At 67.1% G+C, this 17,382-nt stretch carries 14 protein-coding genes; 6 read left to right on the top strand and 8 right to left on the bottom strand.

The window, feature by feature from the left end:
* The first annotated feature begins 56 nt into the window (after positions 1–56).
* From PSEWESI4_RS05795 to PSEWESI4_RS05810, 4 genes are all read left to right on the top strand, one after another.
* A complete protein-coding gene (locus PSEWESI4_RS05795; RefSeq protein WP_187670242.1) occupies positions 57–1,685 on the top strand; it encodes a methyl-accepting chemotaxis protein in 1,629 nt (542 codons plus the stop codon).
* A 189-nt stretch (positions 1,686–1,874) separates the two neighbouring features.
* Positions 1,875–4,430 (top strand): EAL domain-containing protein, encoded by a 2,556-nt coding sequence (locus PSEWESI4_RS05800; protein ID WP_187670243.1) that lies wholly within the window; start codon positions 1,875–1,877, stop codon positions 4,428–4,430.
* A gap of 432 nt (positions 4,431–4,862) precedes the next feature.
* Complete coding sequence (locus PSEWESI4_RS05805) at positions 4,863–5,933, top strand: 3-deoxy-7-phosphoheptulonate synthase (RefSeq protein ID WP_187670244.1); 1,071 nt, start codon at positions 4,863–4,865, stop codon at positions 5,931–5,933.
* 70 nt (positions 5,934–6,003) lie between these two features.
* Complete coding sequence (locus tag PSEWESI4_RS05810) at positions 6,004–6,420, top strand: PA0061/PA0062 family lipoprotein (protein ID WP_187670245.1); 417 nt, start codon at positions 6,004–6,006, stop codon at positions 6,418–6,420.
* 242 nt (positions 6,421–6,662) lie between these two features.
* Here PSEWESI4_RS05810 and PSEWESI4_RS05815 read toward each other — a convergent pair whose 3' ends face one another.
* Genes PSEWESI4_RS05815 through PSEWESI4_RS05835 form a run of 5 tightly spaced genes read right to left on the bottom strand, consistent with a single transcriptional unit; the run spans position 6,663 to position 10,038 of the window.
* Positions 6,663–7,181 carry a cytochrome c family protein gene (locus tag PSEWESI4_RS05815; protein WP_187670246.1) on the bottom strand — a complete coding sequence of 173 codons (519 nt, stop codon included), beginning with the start codon at positions 7,179–7,181 and terminating at the stop codon, positions 6,663–6,665.
* Between the two features lie 16 nt (positions 7,182–7,197).
* Positions 7,198–7,719, bottom strand: a complete 522-nt coding sequence (locus PSEWESI4_RS05820) for a methylamine dehydrogenase light chain (protein WP_187670247.1) — start codon at positions 7,717–7,719, stop codon at positions 7,198–7,200.
* Positions 7,720–7,736: 17 nt separating this feature from the next.
* The gene (gene mauD / locus PSEWESI4_RS05825; protein ID WP_187670248.1) at positions 7,737–8,342 is read right to left on the bottom strand and encodes a methylamine dehydrogenase accessory protein MauD; all 606 of its coding nucleotides are present in this window, start codon (positions 8,340–8,342) and stop codon (positions 7,737–7,739) included.
* Between the two features lie 3 nt (positions 8,343–8,345).
* Entirely contained in the window at positions 8,346–8,885 is a 540-nt protein-coding gene (locus tag PSEWESI4_RS05830) for a MauE/DoxX family redox-associated membrane protein (RefSeq protein WP_187670249.1), read from the bottom strand.
* Between the two features lie 10 nt (positions 8,886–8,895).
* The gene (locus PSEWESI4_RS05835; protein WP_187670250.1) at positions 8,896–10,038 is read right to left on the bottom strand and encodes an amine dehydrogenase large subunit; all 1,143 of its coding nucleotides are present in this window, start codon (positions 10,036–10,038) and stop codon (positions 8,896–8,898) included.
* A 251-nt stretch (positions 10,039–10,289) separates the two neighbouring features.
* On the opposite strand from PSEWESI4_RS05835, the gene PSEWESI4_RS05840 reads away from it, so the two are divergent.
* Both PSEWESI4_RS05840 and PSEWESI4_RS05845 read left to right on the top strand, forming a co-directional pair.
* Positions 10,290–11,615 carry an alginate export family protein gene (locus tag PSEWESI4_RS05840; protein ID WP_187670251.1) on the top strand — a complete coding sequence of 442 codons (1,326 nt, stop codon included), beginning with the start codon at positions 10,290–10,292 and terminating at the stop codon, positions 11,613–11,615.
* Between the two features lie 149 nt (positions 11,616–11,764).
* Positions 11,765–12,241: a MarR family winged helix-turn-helix transcriptional regulator gene (locus PSEWESI4_RS05845; RefSeq protein ID WP_187670252.1), complete on the top strand. Its 477-nt coding sequence runs from the start codon at positions 11,765–11,767 to the stop codon at positions 12,239–12,241.
* Between the two features lie 39 nt (positions 12,242–12,280).
* Here the strand turns inward: PSEWESI4_RS05845 and feaR are convergent, their stop codons facing one another.
* From feaR to PSEWESI4_RS05860, 3 genes are all read right to left on the bottom strand, one after another.
* Positions 12,281–13,228: a transcriptional regulator FeaR gene (gene feaR, locus PSEWESI4_RS05850; protein WP_235978881.1), complete on the bottom strand. Its 948-nt coding sequence runs from the start codon at positions 13,226–13,228 to the stop codon at positions 12,281–12,283.
* A gap of 278 nt (positions 13,229–13,506) precedes the next feature.
* On the bottom strand, positions 13,507–14,994 hold the full coding sequence (locus tag PSEWESI4_RS05855; protein ID WP_187670253.1) for an aldehyde dehydrogenase family protein: 1,488 nt from the start codon (positions 14,992–14,994) through the stop codon (positions 13,507–13,509).
* Between the two features lie 379 nt (positions 14,995–15,373).
* The gene (locus PSEWESI4_RS05860) at positions 15,374–17,269 is read right to left on the bottom strand and encodes a PhoX family protein (protein WP_187670254.1); all 1,896 of its coding nucleotides are present in this window, start codon (positions 17,267–17,269) and stop codon (positions 15,374–15,376) included.
* Between the last annotated feature and the right edge of the window lie 113 nt (positions 17,270–17,382).

Below are 17,382 nucleotides of genomic sequence, written 5' to 3' on the forward strand. Positions count from 1 at the left end.
ACCACGCCGCCCTGTCGATGGAATGGCCAGGGTTCCCTTGCGAAGGATGCACATAGATGTTGCCCGACCTGAAAATACGTACAGGCATGCTCGGAGTCCTGGCCCTGCTGACCGCCGCGCTGTTGATCTCGACCCTTACCGGCTGGTGGGGGGCGCGCAGCAGCGATACGCAGATCCAGGGGTTGCACGATATCGGCGTGGAACGCGCGGCGCAGTTGCAGACCGCCTACGTCCGCCTGCTGCGCGCCCGCCTGGGGATGGCCGGCGCCTTCCTGGAGACGCGCGTGGGCGAGGTCGACAAGGCCAGGGTCAGCCTGCGGCGCTCCGAGGAGCTGTTCAACGAGTCGGTCAGGTCCTTCGAGTCCTTCGCCCGGGAGAGCGGGGGAGACGCCTGGCAGGCCCTGGAGCGGGACCTGGGCGAGTCGTTCGGCGCCTATAGGGCGACGCTCGAGGAGCAGATGCGCGCCCTGGAGGAAGGCTCCGAGGCGCGCTACATCGAGGTCAACCTGGCCGCCCGTGCGGCGAACGACACGTTCGAGCAGGCGGTGCAGGCCTTCAACCGGCAGGTGGAGAGCTACACCGGCTCGATCATGACGGACGCCCATGCACGCGCCGAACTGGCCGTGATCGAGGCCGTCCTGCTGTTGGTCGCCACGCTGTTGCTGGCCGCCGGCTGCTGGTGGTTCATCGGCACCCGTGTGCTGGCGCCCCTGCGCGAGGCCGGCCGGCACTTCGAGCGCATCGCCCGGGGCGACCTGAGCGTGGACGTCGAAGTGACTTCCAGCAACGAGATCGGCCAACTGTTCGCCGCCCTTCAGCGCATGCAGGAAAGCCAGCGCGAGACCATCGGCCGGATCACCGGCTCGGCCAACCAGTTGGCCTCGGCGGCCGAGGAACTCAGCGCGGTCACCGAGGAAAGCAACCGTGGCCTGCATCGCCAGCACCAGGAGCTGGAACAGGCCGCCACCGCGGTCAACGAGATGACCGCCGCGGTGGAAGAGGTGGCGCGCAATGCGGTTTCCACCTCGGAAGCCTCCAGCCGCTCCAATCAACTGGCCCAGCAGAGCCGCACGCAGATTCGCGCGACCCTAGACGAGATCGGCGCCATGAGCGACGACATTCAGGCCACCTCGGACCAGGTCCAGGCGCTCGCCGTTCAGGCCCGCGACATCGGTACGGTGCTCGACGTGATCCGCTCGGTGTCCGAGCAGACCAACCTGCTGGCCCTCAATGCCGCCATCGAGGCGGCCCGCGCCGGGGAGGCCGGGCGCGGTTTCGCGGTGGTCGCCGACGAGGTGCGCACCCTGGCCCACCGCACCCAGGAATCGACCCGCGAGATCGAGCAGATGATCGGCGACATCCAGAGCGGCACCGACCAGGCCGTCGCCTCGATGCTCGCCAGCACGCGCCGGGCCCAGACCACGCTCGACGCGACCCAGGTCTCCGGGCAGTCGCTGGAGGAAATCTTCCAGGCCATCAACCTGATCAGCGAACGCAACCTGGTGATCGCCAGCGCGGCCGAGGAACAGGCCCAGGTGGCCCGGGAAGTGGATCGCAACCTGGTGAACATCCGTGACCTGTCCACCAGCGCGGCGGCAGGCGCCAACCAGACCAGCGCGGCGAGCGGGGAGCTGTCGCGCCTGGCGGTGGAATTGAACGGCATGGTGGTACAGTTCAAGCTCTAGCCGGGGCGGCGCGGCGTGTTTTTCCGGGCTGCTCGCGGCAGGCCTCCTGAAGGGCGTCGGTGCGTTCGCGAGCGCTGGAGCCTCGTCCACGTCATCCCCGCGAACGCGGGGACCCAATAAACGAAGGCCGCGACCCGGATGCGATCCGGGGGTGGCATGACGATCCAGGATCAATGGCAGCCGTCGTCCATGTCTACGCCACTCAATCTTTCCGAAGTATTCGTCCAGACGCTGGAGCAGGCGGTCGATGCCGTCGTGGTCATCGACAGCGACAATCGCATCATCCTCTTCAACCGGGCGGCCGAGCAGCTCTGGGGGCTGGTCCGCGAGGAAGTCCTCGGGCTGAACGTCAAGGCGCTGGTGCCCGAGGAACTGCGGGCGGAGCACGATTGCTACATCGAGGCCAATCGGCGCACCGGTGTCAACCGGATCGTCGGCACCAGCCGCGACGTGCCCATCGTGCGCAGGAACGGCGAGCGGCGCTGGGGCTCCATGTCGATCTCGAAGATCGAGGCGGACGGCGGGATTCTCTACACCGCCTTCGTCAAGGACGTCACCCGCCAGCACGAGGAAAGCGAGAAGCTGCACCTGCTGTCCCTGGTGGTCGACCATACCGACAACGCCATCGTCATCACCGACGACCAGTGGCGGACCATCTATACCAACCCGGGCTTCTGCCAGATGTTCGGCCATGCGGCCGAAGACGTGATCGGCCGCACGCCCATATCGGTGATCGCCCCCTATTTCGCCGAGGACGCCCGCGAGGAACTGCACCGGCGTTTGGCCATGGGGCAGCCCTACCACGCCGAGGAGATCGCCTACGCCCGGGACGGCCAGCGCATCTGGTGCAAGTTCGCCACCAACCCGGTGCTCGACCGCGACGGCCGCTTGCTGAGGACCGTCACCGTGCTCACCGACATCACCCACGCGAAGATGCACGAGGTGCTGCAAGGCTGCATGCTCCAGGCCATCGCCCAGGAAGAGCCGCTGGAGAAGCTGATGGAACTGGCCTGTCGGGAGGTCGAGCGCCTCGCCCCCGAGGTGAGCGCATCGGTCCTGCGGGTCGATGACCAGGGATACCTGCGCCCGCTGGCGGCGCCGAGCCTGCCGGCCAGCTACTCCCAGGCCCTCGACGGCCTGCGCGTCGGCCCCGACATTGGCTCCTGCGGCACCGCCGCCTTCCTCGGCGAGGCGGTGCTCTGCTCGGACATCGAGCGGGACCCGCGCTGGGCGGCCTTCAGGTCGCTGGCCCTGCCGCTCGGCCTGCGGGCCTGCTGGTCCGTGCCGATCAAGTCCAGCGACGGCCGGGTACTGGGCACCTTCGCCTTCTACTTCCGCGAGGCGCGCAGCCCCAGCCCGCTGCACCGGCGGCTGGTCGAAGTCATCGTGCATCTCTGCGCGCTGGCCCTGGAGCGCGAGGAATCCCGCTCGCACATCCGCCAACTGGTGTTCTACGACGGCCTGACCGGCCTGCCCAACCGCAGCCTGCTGCACGTCAAGGCCGAGCAGGCACTGGCCGAGGCCGAGCGGCAGGGGACGCCGCTGTCCGTGCTGTTCGTCGACATCGACCGTTTCAAGCAGGTCAACGACTCCCTCGGCCCGACCGCCGGCGACGAGCTGCTGCGGGTGGTCGCCGAGCGGCTTGGCCAGCATCGCCGCCACTCCGACATCGTCAGCCGCCTGTCCGTCGACGAATTCGTGCTGGTCCTGCCGCGTTGCGGCAGCGGGCAGATCACCGATGTGGTCGAGCATCTCAAGGCGACCCTGACGGCGCCCGTCTCCATCGCCGGGACGACGTTCAACCCCTCGGCCAGCATCGGCATCAGCCTGTATCCTGGCGACGGCCAGGATATCGGCACGCTGATCCACCGCGCCGACATGGCCATGTACCAGGCGAAGCACTCCGGGCGGGGCAGCTTCCGCTTCTTCAGCCATGAGATGAACCACCTGGCCCAGGAGCGCCTGGCGCTGGAGAACGCCCTGCGCGAGGCTTTGGCCGATGGCGGCCTGCAACTCTACTACCAGCCGCAGGTCCGCCTGACGGACGGCCGCCTGTATGGCGTGGAAGCGCTGGCGCGCTGGCGGCACTCACGGCTCGGCGATATTTCCCCCGCGCGCTTCATCCCGCTGGCGGAGGAGTGCGGGCTGATCGGCGGCCTGGGCCTGTGGGCATTGCGCGAAGCTTGCCGGCAACTCGCCGACTGGCGCCGGCGGGGCCTGCGCGTGCCGTCGGTGTCGGTCAACCTTTCGCCGACCAACTTCCACGACCCCGGGCTGCCGGCGATGATCGCCCAGACCCTGGAGAGGCACGGGTTGCCGGCCGGCGACCTGACCCTGGAGATCACCGAGGGCGTGCTGATGGACGCCAACCCGAGCACCCTGGAAACCCTCCAGGCGGTGCACGAGCAGGGCGTGCGGCTGTCCATGGACGACTTCGGGACCGGCTATTCGAGCCTCAGCTACCTGCGCCGCCTGCCGATCCGCGAGCTCAAGCTGGATCGCAGCTTCGTCCTGGACCTGGAACACGACGCCACCAACCGGGCGCTCAGCGAGGCGGTCATCCGCCTCGGCGAAAGCCTGCGACTGACCGTGGTGGCCGAGGGTATCGAGACCGAGTCCCAGCATCGCCTGCTGCGGGAACAGGGCTACCACGTGGCGCAGGGCTACCTGTTCTCCCGACCCGTGCCGGCGGCGGAACTGGAGGAATGGCTGGCGACCCGGATGCCGTTGAACGCCGGTGGTTGAATTCCCCCGCCCGGATGCAGTAAGTTCCTTCACATCGTCACGGAGATAGCCATGTCGTCCATTCGCAACCTTTCGCTCCTTGCCCACAGCGCCGTGCTGGCCTGCGCGCGTCCGGCTGCCGCTGGTTATTTCTTTTATGGGTATTGGTTTAGCCACGGGCGCGCCTGATACCCCACAGGCGCCCTAGCAAGCAGGGTCGCCACCAGACAGTTCCCCCAAACCCCCGGTCGGCCACCCGACCGGGGGTTTTGTTTTTCCGGCCGAAAAAGCCGACAGCACGAGGACCGCACCATGTACGCCTATCGCACCTACCACGCCTATGCCCGCTACGACTGGCGATTTAGCAGCCGCGCCGCCGTCCATACGCCATCGACCCGAACACATCGCTAGTGCCGGCGCGTCCTCATCGCGCCGGCCGAGGACACCCAGATCATGAATTCATCCGTTTCCGCCCAGATCGCCACCGCCCATCCCCACGCCGCGCCGGCCAGGCGCAGCGCCCAGCCACTGCCCAGCCCCGCCGTGCTGCGCCAGCGCCTGCCGCTGGCGGCCGAACTCGCCGACAAGGTCCAGGCCGACCGCGCCGCCATCCGTGCCGTGCTCGACGGCAGCGACCCGCGCCTGCTGGTGGTGGTCGGCCCTTGTTCCCTGCACGACCCCGAATCCGCGCTCGACTACGCCCGGCGCCTCGCCGCGCTGGCGCCCGAGGTCGACGACCAGTTGCTGCTGGTGATGCGCGCCTACGTCGAGAAGCCGCGCACCACCGTGGGCTGGAAGGGCCTGCTCTACGATCCGCACCTGGACGGCAGCGGCGACATGGCCGAAGGGCTGGCGCTGTCGCGCCGGCTGATGCTGGACATCCTCGCCCTTGGCCTGCCGCTGGCCAGCGAACTGCTGCAACCGCTGGCCGCCGGCTACTTCGACGACCTGCTCGGCTGGGCGGCGATCGGCGCGCGTACCAGCGAGTCGCAGGTGCACCGCGAACTGGTCAGTGGCCTGGACCTGCCGGTGGGCTTCAAGAACGGCACCGACGGCAGCCTGTCCATCGCCTGCGACGCGATGCGCGCGGCGGCCCACGGCCACCGCCATTTCGGCGTCGACGACCTCGGCCATCCGGCCCTGCTGGAAACCCGTGGCAATCCGGACACCCACCTGGTCCTGCGTGGCGGTCACTGCGGCCCCAACTACCGCCCCGATGACATCGCCACCGCCTGCGTCGCCCTGGAGCGCCAGGGCATCGCCGCGCGGATCATGGTCGATTGCAGCCACGCCAACAGCGGCAAGGATCCGTTGCGCCAGCCCGATGTGCTGGACAGCGTGATCGCCCAGCGCCTGGCCGGCGCCCAGTCGCTGCGCGGCGTGATGCTGGAAAGCCACCTGTTCGACGGCTGCCAGCCGCTGTCCGGCGAACTGCGCTACGGCGTGTCGATCACCGATGGCTGCCTGGGCTGGAGCGGCACCGAACAGGCGCTGCGCCGCGCGGCGGAAGCCTTGCGCGGGTGAGTGGGTGCATGACCTCCAGCCCCGGATGGGCGTAGGCTGGAGGTCTGGCAGACATACACCGGAGGCCGCCATGCGTCATCTGCTTGTCGCCGCCGCATCGCTGATGCTCGGCGCCTGCGCCGCGCCCCTGCCGCAACCCGATCCACGGCAGGCGTGGGTCGAGCTGTACACGCCAGCCGTCAACCTGCTGATGGCCGACCGCCTGGACCGCAAGTACTGGCCCGACGGCCGCTACTTCCAGGTCAGCCCCGGCGCCCACGAACTGGAAGCGCGCTTCCAGTTCGAAGCCGGCCGCGGTGGAATCGGCATGGACCGCGACTCGACCCGGATCACCTGCGATATCCGCGTGCGCTACGACGACTTCGCCGCCGGCCAGCGCTACCGCCTGGAAGCCGACTCCATGGGACTGACCGTGCGCGCCTGGTTGTACGACAGCCAGCGCAATCCGCTGGTGGAGGGAGAGGTGACCCGCTGCGGTCCTTTCTGAGTTGTTGTTTCGTGTGCCTGCGGGTTTCGTGCGTGATGCTGGGTTGAAAAAGAGACTCGGAGGTTGTTTGTGGTCTGGGGCTGTCATTGACCCCGTCCCTCACCCCCAACCCTCTCCCGGAGGGAGAGGGTTGGGGGTGAGGGGCTGAGTGTCGCCACAAGACAAGACAAGACATGGCCTGGCCAGACTCACCCCCTCTTTTTTGCTTTACCAGAACTTCCCCCCGACTCTTCGCACGGAACCTAATCCATCCCATCATCGATAACGATCCCCTGGGCGCGCATTCGCTCGATCAGGCCGGCGCGTTCCTGGGGCAGGTTGAGCATGGTGTCGTGGCGGATCGCGGCGATTTCCTCGGCGGTGTAGGGGCGGTAGTCCGCCGGCATGCTCTTGCCGGCCATGCCGTCCTCGCGCAGCAGCCAGTTGAGCAGGTCGGCCAGTTGCCCGTCGTTCAGGGCCGACTGTGCCATGCCCGGTACGCGGACCAGGAACTCGCGGCCGCCCGGCACCTTGAGGAAGTGACCGACGAAGTCCTTCATCCGCGGCGTGTCGTTGGCGCGCGAGCCTTCGCCGTCGTCCAGGTGGCAGCCGGCGCACTGCAACTGGTAGTTGGTCGCGTTGCTGTAGCCGGCCTGGGCGATGGGCGTCTGTGCTGACTCGTTGCCCGGCGCGGGCCGCTGGTTCGGGTCGGGGATGGCGCGCGCCAGGGCGAGCGGAGCCGCCATGGCGCACACCAGTCCGACGATCAACGGATGACGCATGGCCGCTCCCCCTCGGCTAGACCGCGATGCCGCGGATGATGGCCACGGTGCAGTTGTACATGTGCGACTTGGCGGCCAGGCACCAATTGATGTCGTTGTTGTTGAACGGACGATAGGCCGGTTCCTCGCTGTCGTTGCGGGTGCAGGTGCACTGGCTGCAACTGTGCTTACCGCAGCAGTCGTTGTAGGAAATGATGTAGTCCTTGCCATCGGCCGGGTTGCGGCAGGTGCCGATCCAGGTCACCGAGGACGACTCGGTGCCCGGCGGGCAGGAGGTCACCGAGCCGCCGCAGCAACTGCACAGGAAGCCGTCGATCGAGCAGTAGCGCCAGTAGTCGCAACTGGTCGGATCGCCGGGATCGCCGGCCTTGGCGGGTTCGGCGGCCAGCGCCTTGCTGGTGCGGTCGATCGGCAGCAGCACCGGCAAGGCGGCACCCGCGACCATCAGCGAGCCGATGCGGGCGAGCAGCTTGCGCCGCGAGGTGGTGTCGGCGACGTGGCGGCTGGAGCGCTCGAACAGCAGGTCGAGGAATTTCATGGAAGGCTTCCTTCTGGTCAGTGGGCGTTGTGGACGTGCGGCTGGCGATGCAGGTACTGCTGCAACGTGGCGCTGCCCAGGTGCTCGGTCTCGAACAGGCTGTCGAGGTGCTCGCGGGAATTGACCAGGCCCTTGGCGCGCAGCACCCCGGCCTTGTCGATCAGCGCGGCGTAGGGCAGCTTGCCGATCTGGTAGGTCATGCCGACTTCCGGGCCGACCACGTAGGTGGCGTTCTCCAGCTTGTGCTCGGCGATCAGCGCCTGCTGCGCCTCGGGGTCGCCGTCGCTGACGTACACCACTTCCAGACGCTCGGCCTGCTCCTTGGCGATCGACTTGATCGCCGGCAGCAGCGACTTGCAGATCGGGCAGGTCGGCGAGAGGAAGAACAGCAACTGGGCCTTCTCGCCGGCATAGCCGAAGTTGACCGGACGACCGTTGCGGTCGGCGGCGGTGACCTGGGGAGCGGGCTCGTTGACGGCCACGCCCTTGTCGACCATCAGCGCGCCGGCCGGGGCGATGCGCCCGTGCAGGACGCCGATCTGGCGTACCAGGCCCATGACCACGAAGACCAGTGCCAGCAGCAGGCACCAGAGCAGGATGTTGGAAACGATCAGGCCTTCCATATTTCACCTTCCAATGAGTTTGAGCAGACGGGGAGCGTTGGCCAGCAGGCCATCGGTGGCGACGTAGAGGAGCAGGGCGGCGGCGCTGGCGGCGACCACCACGAAGCCGTCGAACAGGCCGAGCTCGCGTGCCTGCGGCGCCAGGCTGGCAAGAAGCGCGAGGGCGACCAGCACGGCGTTGCGCAGCAGCAGTGACGGACGCAGCGGCTGGGCCTGCTCGGGGCCGGCGCAGCCGCAGTCGATGTCGCGCCGGCCGCGCCAGAGGTTGATGCCGATTGCGGAGGCATAACCGGCCAGCAGCGCCGCCGCGCCCAGTGCCGCCGGATGACGGCTGGCCGGGACCAGCAGCGCCAGGGCGAGCGCCGCCTCCAGCAGTGGGATCAGCCGGGTCGCCGCGCCGAGCAAGGCTTGTGGCAGCAGCCGATAGTCCTCCAACTGGCGGGCGAAGCGCCGGGGCGCACGCAGCTTGTGCGAGGCGGCGCTGGCCAGGATCGCGGCGACCGTGAGGGCGCCGGCAAGGGTGTAGATCGGGTCGGGTTGCATGGCCACCTCGTCAGTGGTTGAGGACCAGGGTCGCGCTCTTGACGAGCTTTTCCATGGTGCCGGTGTGCTTGCCGCTCTTCAGGTCGAAGATCTCCAGGCCGCCCTCGATATTGCTGCCGAGCAGCAACGGCTGGTCGTCGCCGGTGGCGTTCATGCTCCAGATCGGCGTGGGCGCCTCCAGCTCGCCGACCTTCTTGCCGGTAGCGAGATCGAAGGCCCAGATGATCGGGCTCGGGTCTTCCCACTTCATCGGTTCGTGGGCGTCGTGCATCAGCGCATACAGGCGGTTCAGCTTCGGTGCCACCGCCAGCAGTTGCCAGCCGCCCGGCGCCCAGCCGGCCTTCTGCTCCTCGGCGGTGGTCAGCGACCAGCTCGGCAGCACCTTCGGCTCCTTGCCGGAGAAATCCACCGGACGCACGGTGCCGGTGGTGGTGACGAAGTAGTAGGTGTCGCCGACGTGGGTGGCGCGCTCGACCAGCCTTTCCGCGTTCGGGTCGAAGAACGCCGTGCGGCTGCGCGAGGCTTCCTTGCCGGTTTCGTCGAGGGTGATCAGTTGCAGGCTGCCGTCGCCGCACAGCGAGGCGAATCCACGCTTGCCGACCGGGTAGCTGAGCACGCATCCGGGGATGGAGAGTTCGCCGGCGACCGTCTTGCTTTTGCTGTCCACCACGGTGACCGAGGTCGACGGTGTGAAGTTGTAGATGTAGACGAAGCGGTCGTCGCCGCTGGTGCCAAGGCTGTAGCGCTGGGTCAGCGCCAGGGAGCGCTTGTTCGGGATGACCACTTCCCAGATCGGCGCCAGGGTCGAGGTGTCCCAGGCGGTCAGCACGTCGGTGCGAGTGCCGCGTGTGCCGCGCGAGTAGAACAGGTCGGCGCTGTAGAGGATGCGCTGGTCGCGGCTCAGCACCGATGGCGCGGCGAAGCCGGTGCTGATCATGCCCAGGTAGCGCTTCTGGTCGGGATCGACCACCACCACGCGGCCGGCGACGAGGTTTTCGAATTCCACGTCCACCACGTAGGTGCGGTGTGGCTCGGGGGGAAACGGCAAGGTGGTCTGGCCGATGGTCTCCACGGGCAGGTCGGCGAAGGCGTGTCCGGCGAGCGATACGCCAAGTGCCATGACGGCCTGCATGAGAGTCCGGGTTGTTCGCATGGGGTTCTCCTTGTTCTTGGTATGGCGGATCGGCGGACGATTGAAGGACAGGAGCCTCTACGGTGCTGAAAAGCCTGGCCGCCATCTTGTAAGTGGCTGCAAGAAACTTGTACCTGCCTGCCAGAGTGATGGCGCGGCGGGCAATCTGGCAGGCAGAGGCAAATGAATGGCACGCAGATGAAAGAGCGCCTGGAGGCGGCGGCCTTAGCGTCAGCGCTGTGCTCATTCCAGTGCCAATCGGGGAAGTCCTTATGTCCAAGCCGCCGTTGTTTCGCCTCTCCACCCTTGCCCTGCTGATCGGAACCGCCCTGCCGGCGGGTGCCTACGAGCTTTACGCCGATGACGACAGCCACCTGAATGCCAACATCGAAGCGGTGTTCGGCGTGTTCCACAGCCAGGAGAACTACGCCATGAGCGGCCGGTTGGGCGAGGGTTCGTCGTCCTGGCGCGAGGGCTACATCAAGTATGGGCTGAGTTTCGACCAGGGCCTCGGCGGCGCCGGCACCGGCTATGGCGCCTTCGCGCTGCTCAGTTCCGGCTCCTGGGGCGACGGCGACGCCGCCGGCTTCACCGATGGCTCGGAACGCACCACCAAGATCGAGGACGCCTACCTCGGCTGGCGTTCCGGCAGCCTGTTCGAAGCGCTCGGCGAGGACGGCGTGGACCTGTCCTTCGGCCGCCAGAACGTCATGGTCGGCGATGGTTTCCTGATCAACGGCGATGCCCTGAACTTCGGCAATGGCATCGCCGATGGAGAGCTCAACCGGGGCGGCGGCTACTACCTGGCGGCGCGCAAGAGCTTCGACCAGACCGCCATACTGCGCCTCGGCGGCAAGGATGGCTGGCGCGGCGACCTGATGTGGTTGAAGTCCGACAACCGCGCGCAGGCCAGGAGCGAGCTCTACGTCGGCACCCTCGAACACGTCGCCGAGGCCGGCACCGTCGGCCTGACCTACATAGACGTGACCGACGTCGACGAGCAGTACGCCTCGCCGGCCCAGCTCGAACGCGACGGCATGAAGACCTACAGCCTGCGCGGCCAGGGCAACGCCGGCGTGGAAAACCTGTTCCTCTCCGGCGAATACGCCTGGCAGGACACGGAGCACGGCGGCAACGAGAACGCCTGGTACCTGGAGGCCGGCTGGACGTTCGCCGACGTGGCCTGGTCGCCGAGCGTCAACTATCGCTACAGCCGCTTCTCGGAAACCTTCGACCCGCTGTTCTATGGCTTCAGCCGTGGCTACGGCACCTGGTTCCAGGGCGAGGTGGCGGGCAACTACGCCGGGCCGTTCAACGGCAACGCCCGCGTCCACCACATCGGCGTCAGGGCCACGCCGCTGGAGAACCTGAGCGTCGGCGCGCTGTGGTTCGACTTCGACAGCCTCGACCGCGACCTGGGCGACTTCAGCGGCCGCGAGCTGAACCTCTACGCCGAATGGGGCGTTACCGAGAACCTGCTGGTGATGCCGGTGGTCGGCCTCTACCAGCCGAAGAAAAGCGCCGAGGAAGGCGGCGCGCAGCTCGGCACCGACGACCGCAACCTGTACAGCCAGTTGGTGCTCGCCTTCATGTTCTGAGCCTGCGCGGCGGCCCGCGCAGGCCGGTCGCCGTACGCGATGCGCGCGTCCCGCTATCGTTGGCGGGCGCGCGAATGTACCGTTCGAGGTGGAACGACGACTGGAAATACCTATCATCGCGCCTCGGAATCATCGAAGCGGTCCGCCCCATGACAGTTCCCAAGAAGTATCGCAATCGCTACAACCCGGCCAGCGAAGACTTCCACAAGGAAGACTTTCCGTTCTATTGGCTGGCGCGCGTCCATGCCCGCTACACGATGAACATGGAAAAACTGCTGAAGAAGGTCGACCTGGATATTCCCCGCTGGCGCGTCCTCAACATCCTCTACGAGAACCAGGAAGCCAGCATCTCGGAGATCTCCGAGCACGCCATCGCCAAGCTGTCGACCATCACCAGGATCGTCTACCGGATGAAGGACGACGGCCTGGTGGAAACCCGCCAGAGCGCCCAGGATGGCCGCGTCACGCAGGTCTCCATCACCGACGAGGGCCGCCGGGCCTTCATCGCCATGCACGAGGTGACTGAGGGGCTGTTCCACACCGGCTTCAAGGACCTGAGCGAGGCGCAGATCCGCAAGCTCAACCAGACCCTGTCGAAGATATTCGACAATCTTTCCGACACCTGAAGCGGCACCTGCCCATGCCCCCGGGCAGGCGAGTCGCGCTCAACGGCCGCTTGCCGCGCTCCGCGCTTGCCCGCGCAGCGCCTCGGCCCTGTAGGTCTTCGGCGAAAGGCCGTAGTGCTGCTTGAACACCCGGGAGAAGTGCGCCGAATCCGTGAAGCCCCACTTGTAGGCGATGGTGGTGATCGGCAGCGCGTTGCCGCTGGTGTCCTCCAGCTCGCGGGCGCTGCGCTCCAGGCGCTGGCGCTGGATGTAGCGGCAGATGCTGTCGCCGTCGATCTCGAACTGCCGGTAGAGCTTGCGTACCGAGACGTTCAGGCGGGCCGCGAGCTCGGTGGGCGTCGGTGCTTCCGGCAGGGATTCGTTGATCAGCTTTTCCGCCAGCCGCCGCAGCGGGCGGCCGACCTCGGGGAGCTGTTCATCGTTCAGCGACGGTTGCAGCAGCGCGATCAGCGCGTCCTGCAGCGCGGCGCCGTGCTGGCTGTCGGCGGCCGGGCTCATGTCGCCGGTGGCGATCTGTTGCAGCATGCCGCGCAACAGCCGGCCGGTGGGGCTTTCCTGTTCCAGCTTGCCGAAGCGCCGCGCCGAGGCCGGCAGCAGGCGATCCACCGCGTCGCGGCAGAGGTGGATGGAGAGCTGCTTGATCAGCCCCTGGGGGCGCATCTCGAAAGCCTGCACCGAGTCGAGCAGGGCGATGTCGCCGGGTTGCAGCACGAACTGCTGGATGCCGTGGTTGATCGCCATCACGCCCTGGCGCTGCATGACCAGGAAATAGTAGCGATCATCTGCCCGGGCCGGATTGCCGCGCTCCCGGCTGATGGCGATGGCGTTGGTGCTGATGTCGGCGAAGTTCAGGCCGCCCACGTCGCGGTGCTGGATATCGCCTACGAAGGCGTCGCTGTGCCAGGCCCGCTGGGTGACGAAGCGCCCGCAGACGGCCTGGACGGCATGGTTCCAATGGTCGAAATCGTGGAGTGTTTGCACGGTCACGGGGCACCTTGTTTTATTTTTCGATGTTCTTTGGTGCGCAGTTGGGTGGATTCTGCACACGTGGCAAATAACGTGAAAATTCAAGCATTATTTGCGCCAGAATCGCCGCTGGGCCGATGCGCGGTCGCTCGTCTCGCGCAATGCCGCGCCAGCGCCGGCCTGGCCGGAAGGCAGTGCGCTCGCGGGGTTGAGCCGTGCACGGGCTCGCGGGCGCGAGGGAGTGTCGAACGGAAACGGAGCGAGCCGATACGGGGCGCGTATCGGCTCGCGAGGGTGTTTCAGTAGCGGATCATCACCGACTTGAGTTCCGTGTAGTCGTCGATGAAGGCGCTGCCGAACTCGCGCCCGGTCCCCGAAGCCTTGATGCCGCCGAACGGCACCGACGGATCGAGGAAGGTGTGCATGTTGACGTACACCGTGCCGGCCTCGATCTGCGGGATCAGGCGCAGCGCCCGGGACAGGTCGTTGGTCCAGATGCTGGCGGTGAGGCCGAACGGCGAGTCGTTGATGAAGGCGGGCAGTTGTTCCACCTCGTCATAGGGCAGCACGCAGAGGATCGGCCCGAAGGTTTCCTCGTGCAGCAGGCGGTCCTGGGGACTCCTGGCCAGCACCACGGTCGGCTCCACGAAATAGCCGGGCCGCGCCAGCGCCTTGCCGCCGCAGACCACCTGGCTTTCGGCGCCGGCCAGTTGCAGGTACTGCACCACCTTGTCGAACTGCGGCTTGTTGGCCAGGGGGCCGAACTGCACGCTCTCGTCCAGCGGCGAGCCGATGTTCATGCCTTGCAGGGCGGCCGCGAATTTCGCCAGGGTCTCCTCCAGGCGCGAGCGGTGCACGTAGATCCGCTCTGGCGCCGCGCAGACCTGGCCCTGGTGCACGTAGCCGGTCTGGATCAGGCCGGCTACGGCGGCGTCGATGTCCGCATCGGGCAGTAGCGCGGCGGCGTTCTTGCCGCCCAGCTCCAGGGTCACGCGGGTGAGGTTGGCGGCCATGGCGCTCTGGCCGACCTTGAGGCCGGTCGGCACCGAGCCGGTGAACGACACCTTGGCCACGTTCGGGTGTTCGATCAGCTTCGCGCCGACTTCGCCGGTGCCGTTGAGCACGTTCAGCGCCCCGGCGGGAATGCCCGCCTCGATGGCCAGCTCGGCCAGCCGCAACAGGGTCAGCGGGGTGAACTCGCTGGGCTTGAGGACCAGCGTGCAGCCGGTGACCAGTGCCGCGGCGATCTTCCACACGCCGATCATCACCGAGAAGTTCCACGGCACGATGCCGGCCACCACGCCTACCGGTTCGCGCCGGGTGAAGGCGGTGTAGCGCTCGCCCGCCACGGACGGAAACGAGGGACTCATGGTCTCGCCGTTGATCTTGGTCGCCCAGCCCGCGTAGTAGCGCAGGAACGCCGCGCTCTGGCCGACCTCGAACATCCGCGACAGGTGGATGGACTTGCCCGAGCAGAGGGTCTCCAGTTGCGCCAGCTCCTCGCCGTTGGCCTCGATGAGGTCGGCGAGCCGGTTGAGGATCATGCCCCGCTGGTAGGGCGAGGTTTCCGCCCAACTGCCCGTGAAGGACGTGCGCGCCGACGCGATGGCCGCCGCGATGTCGGCTTCGCCGGCACCGGCGACCTGCGCGATGACCTGGCCGTTGGCCGGGTCGATGATCGGGAGGCGTGCGCCGTCGGCGCTGGCGCGGTACTGGCCGTCGATGAAGTGGGCGTGGTCGCGCTGAAGGAACTCACGCACCTGGGGCAGTAGCTGGATTTCGCTCATGGTGACTCCGAGGCAGATGGAAGCGGGCTCGAAAGACGCGGAAACCGTCGCCTTCCGACTGGCGGATCGGCGATGGCCGAAACGCTGATCACGACATGCCCGGGACTGCCCTGGGGAAGCCCTGGCGATGGATCGTCATGGCTCCATTCATAACGGCGCGCGGCGCGAAGGAATTGATCGTGCCGGACAAGTTGTTGTACGTGGTTGCCAGTTCGTGGATCGGGGGCGTCGCCGATGTTGTCTCCCATTCATGGGAGAGGGGCCGGGGGAGGGCAATGGTGGCACGCCCTTCCCGGATTGCATCCGGGCTACCGGGTAGGGTGCGCCGAGTCGTAGGGTGGATGTCGCTTTTCACATCCACCCTACGGGATATGGGCCGCTACGCGCCGATCATCCCGTCGTCTTCCCGGGTGATGGCGATCACCGTCGAGCGTGGCCGCATGCCGGGCTGGTGGTCGGGGAAGCTGGAGCCGCCTTCCTCGCCCGGGTGCTGGATGCCGACGAACATCGTCCTGTGGTCCGGCGAAAACGCCAGGCCGGTGACCTCGCAGCCGACCGGACCGACCATGAAGCGACGTATCTCGCCCGTGCCAGGATCGGCGCACAGCATCTGGTTGTTGCCCATGCCGGCGTAGTCGCCTGCGTTGCTGAACTTGCCATCGGTCAGCACCCAGAGCCGGCCGGCGTCGTCGAAGCCGAGGCCGTCGGGGCTGTTGAACATGTTGTCGGCGTTGATCTGGTGCGAGCCCGCGTTCGGGGTGCCGGGATGGACCACCGGGTTGCCGGCGATGATGTACAGGTCCCATTCGAAGGTGCTGGCGCCGGCATCGTCGCCGGCCTCTCGCCAACGCAGGATCTGGCCGTAGAGGTTGTTCTCGCGCGGGTTGGGGCCGCCGACCGGCTGGCCGTCGCCGCCGCGCTTGCTGTTGTTGGTCAGGGTGCAGTAGACCTGTCCGTCCTTCGGACTCACGGCGATCCATTCCGGGCGGTCCATGCGCGTGGCGCCGACCTGGGTGCCGGCCTGGCGGGCGCGGATCACCACGTCGCCCTGGCTGGCGAAGCCATTCTCGGCGGTCAGGCCGTTCTTGCCGGCGGTCAGTTCCAGCCACTGGCCACGGCCTTTCGGATGGTCCGGGTCGCCGTTGCCATCGTCGAAACGCGCCACGTAGAGCGTGCCGTGATCGAGGATGTCACGGTTGGCCTTGAGATCCCGGGTGTCCAGGCGATCCCGGGTCACGAACTTGTAGATGAACTCGCCGCGCTCGTCGTCGCCCATGTAGACGACTACCCGGCCATCCTTGGTCGTGGCCAGCGCGGCGTTCTCGTGCTTGAAGCGGCCGAGGGCGGTGCGCTTGATCGGCTTGGAGTCGGGATCGAACGGATCGATCTCCGTCACCCAGCCGTGCCGGTTCAGTTCGTTGGGGGTCTTCGACACGTCGAAGCGGGCATCGTGCAAGTGCCAGTAGTTGTCGTTGACACTGGCGTGCTCGACGCTGAAGCGCTTCTGGTCGGGTGTGAATTCTAAGTTGGCGTCGCTGCTGCCGAAGCAGTCGGAGAAGTTCTCCTCGCAGGTCAGGTAGGTCCCCCACAGTGTCTGGCCACTGGAGCAGTTCTGGAACGTGCCGAGGACTTCGACACCCTGCGGATCGGCCTCGGTCTTGAGCAGATCGTTCCCGCGCGCCGGACCGCTGACCGCGATCGGCAGGTTGGCGTGGATGCGACGGTTGTAGGGCGAGCCCTGGACGAAACGCCATTCGCCGCCTTCCCTGCGTACCTCGATCACCGTCACGCCCACGGCGGCCTGCGCCTTGCGCACGTCTTCCAGCGACTGCGGATGCTCGCCGTGCGCCAGCAGATAGGGATAGTTGAGGTACTCGTTGTTGATCGCCATCAGCGCGCGGTTCGCGTCGCCGGGCCAGGGGAAGAAGCTCATGCCGTCGGTGTTGTCGCCGAACTGGGTCAGTTGCTCGGCGGCGGAATGACTGCCATCGCCGCGATAGGGCACGCTGTCGGCATGCAGCGGCTGTCCCCAACTGATCAGCGGACGGAAGCGATAGCCCGGAGGCAGCGTGACGGTGTCGGCGGTCGAAGCGGGTACGTTGGCGAAACCCATCAACGGACTGCCACTGGCGGCGGCAACGCCCTCGGCCAGCGCGCTGCGGCCGAGCAATCCACCGCCGAGAAACAGGGCGGCACCCGCCAGCGCGCCGGCTCCGATGAAACGGCGGCGGGAAAGAACCAGGCGTTCGAGATCGGTCAACTGTTCATCGTGCATCACGGTCGTCCTTGTGTTTTTTAAGGACAGGGATGCTATGGCACGAGGATGATGATTCGATGACAGGCGATGTCGGCGGGGCGACAGCCAAAACTGAAAGGCCCTGCAATGCA

This window comes from Zestomonas carbonaria (assembly GCF_904061905.1).
In the GTDB taxonomy this organism is placed as follows: domain Bacteria; phylum Pseudomonadota; class Gammaproteobacteria; order Pseudomonadales; family Pseudomonadaceae; genus Aquipseudomonas; species Aquipseudomonas carbonaria.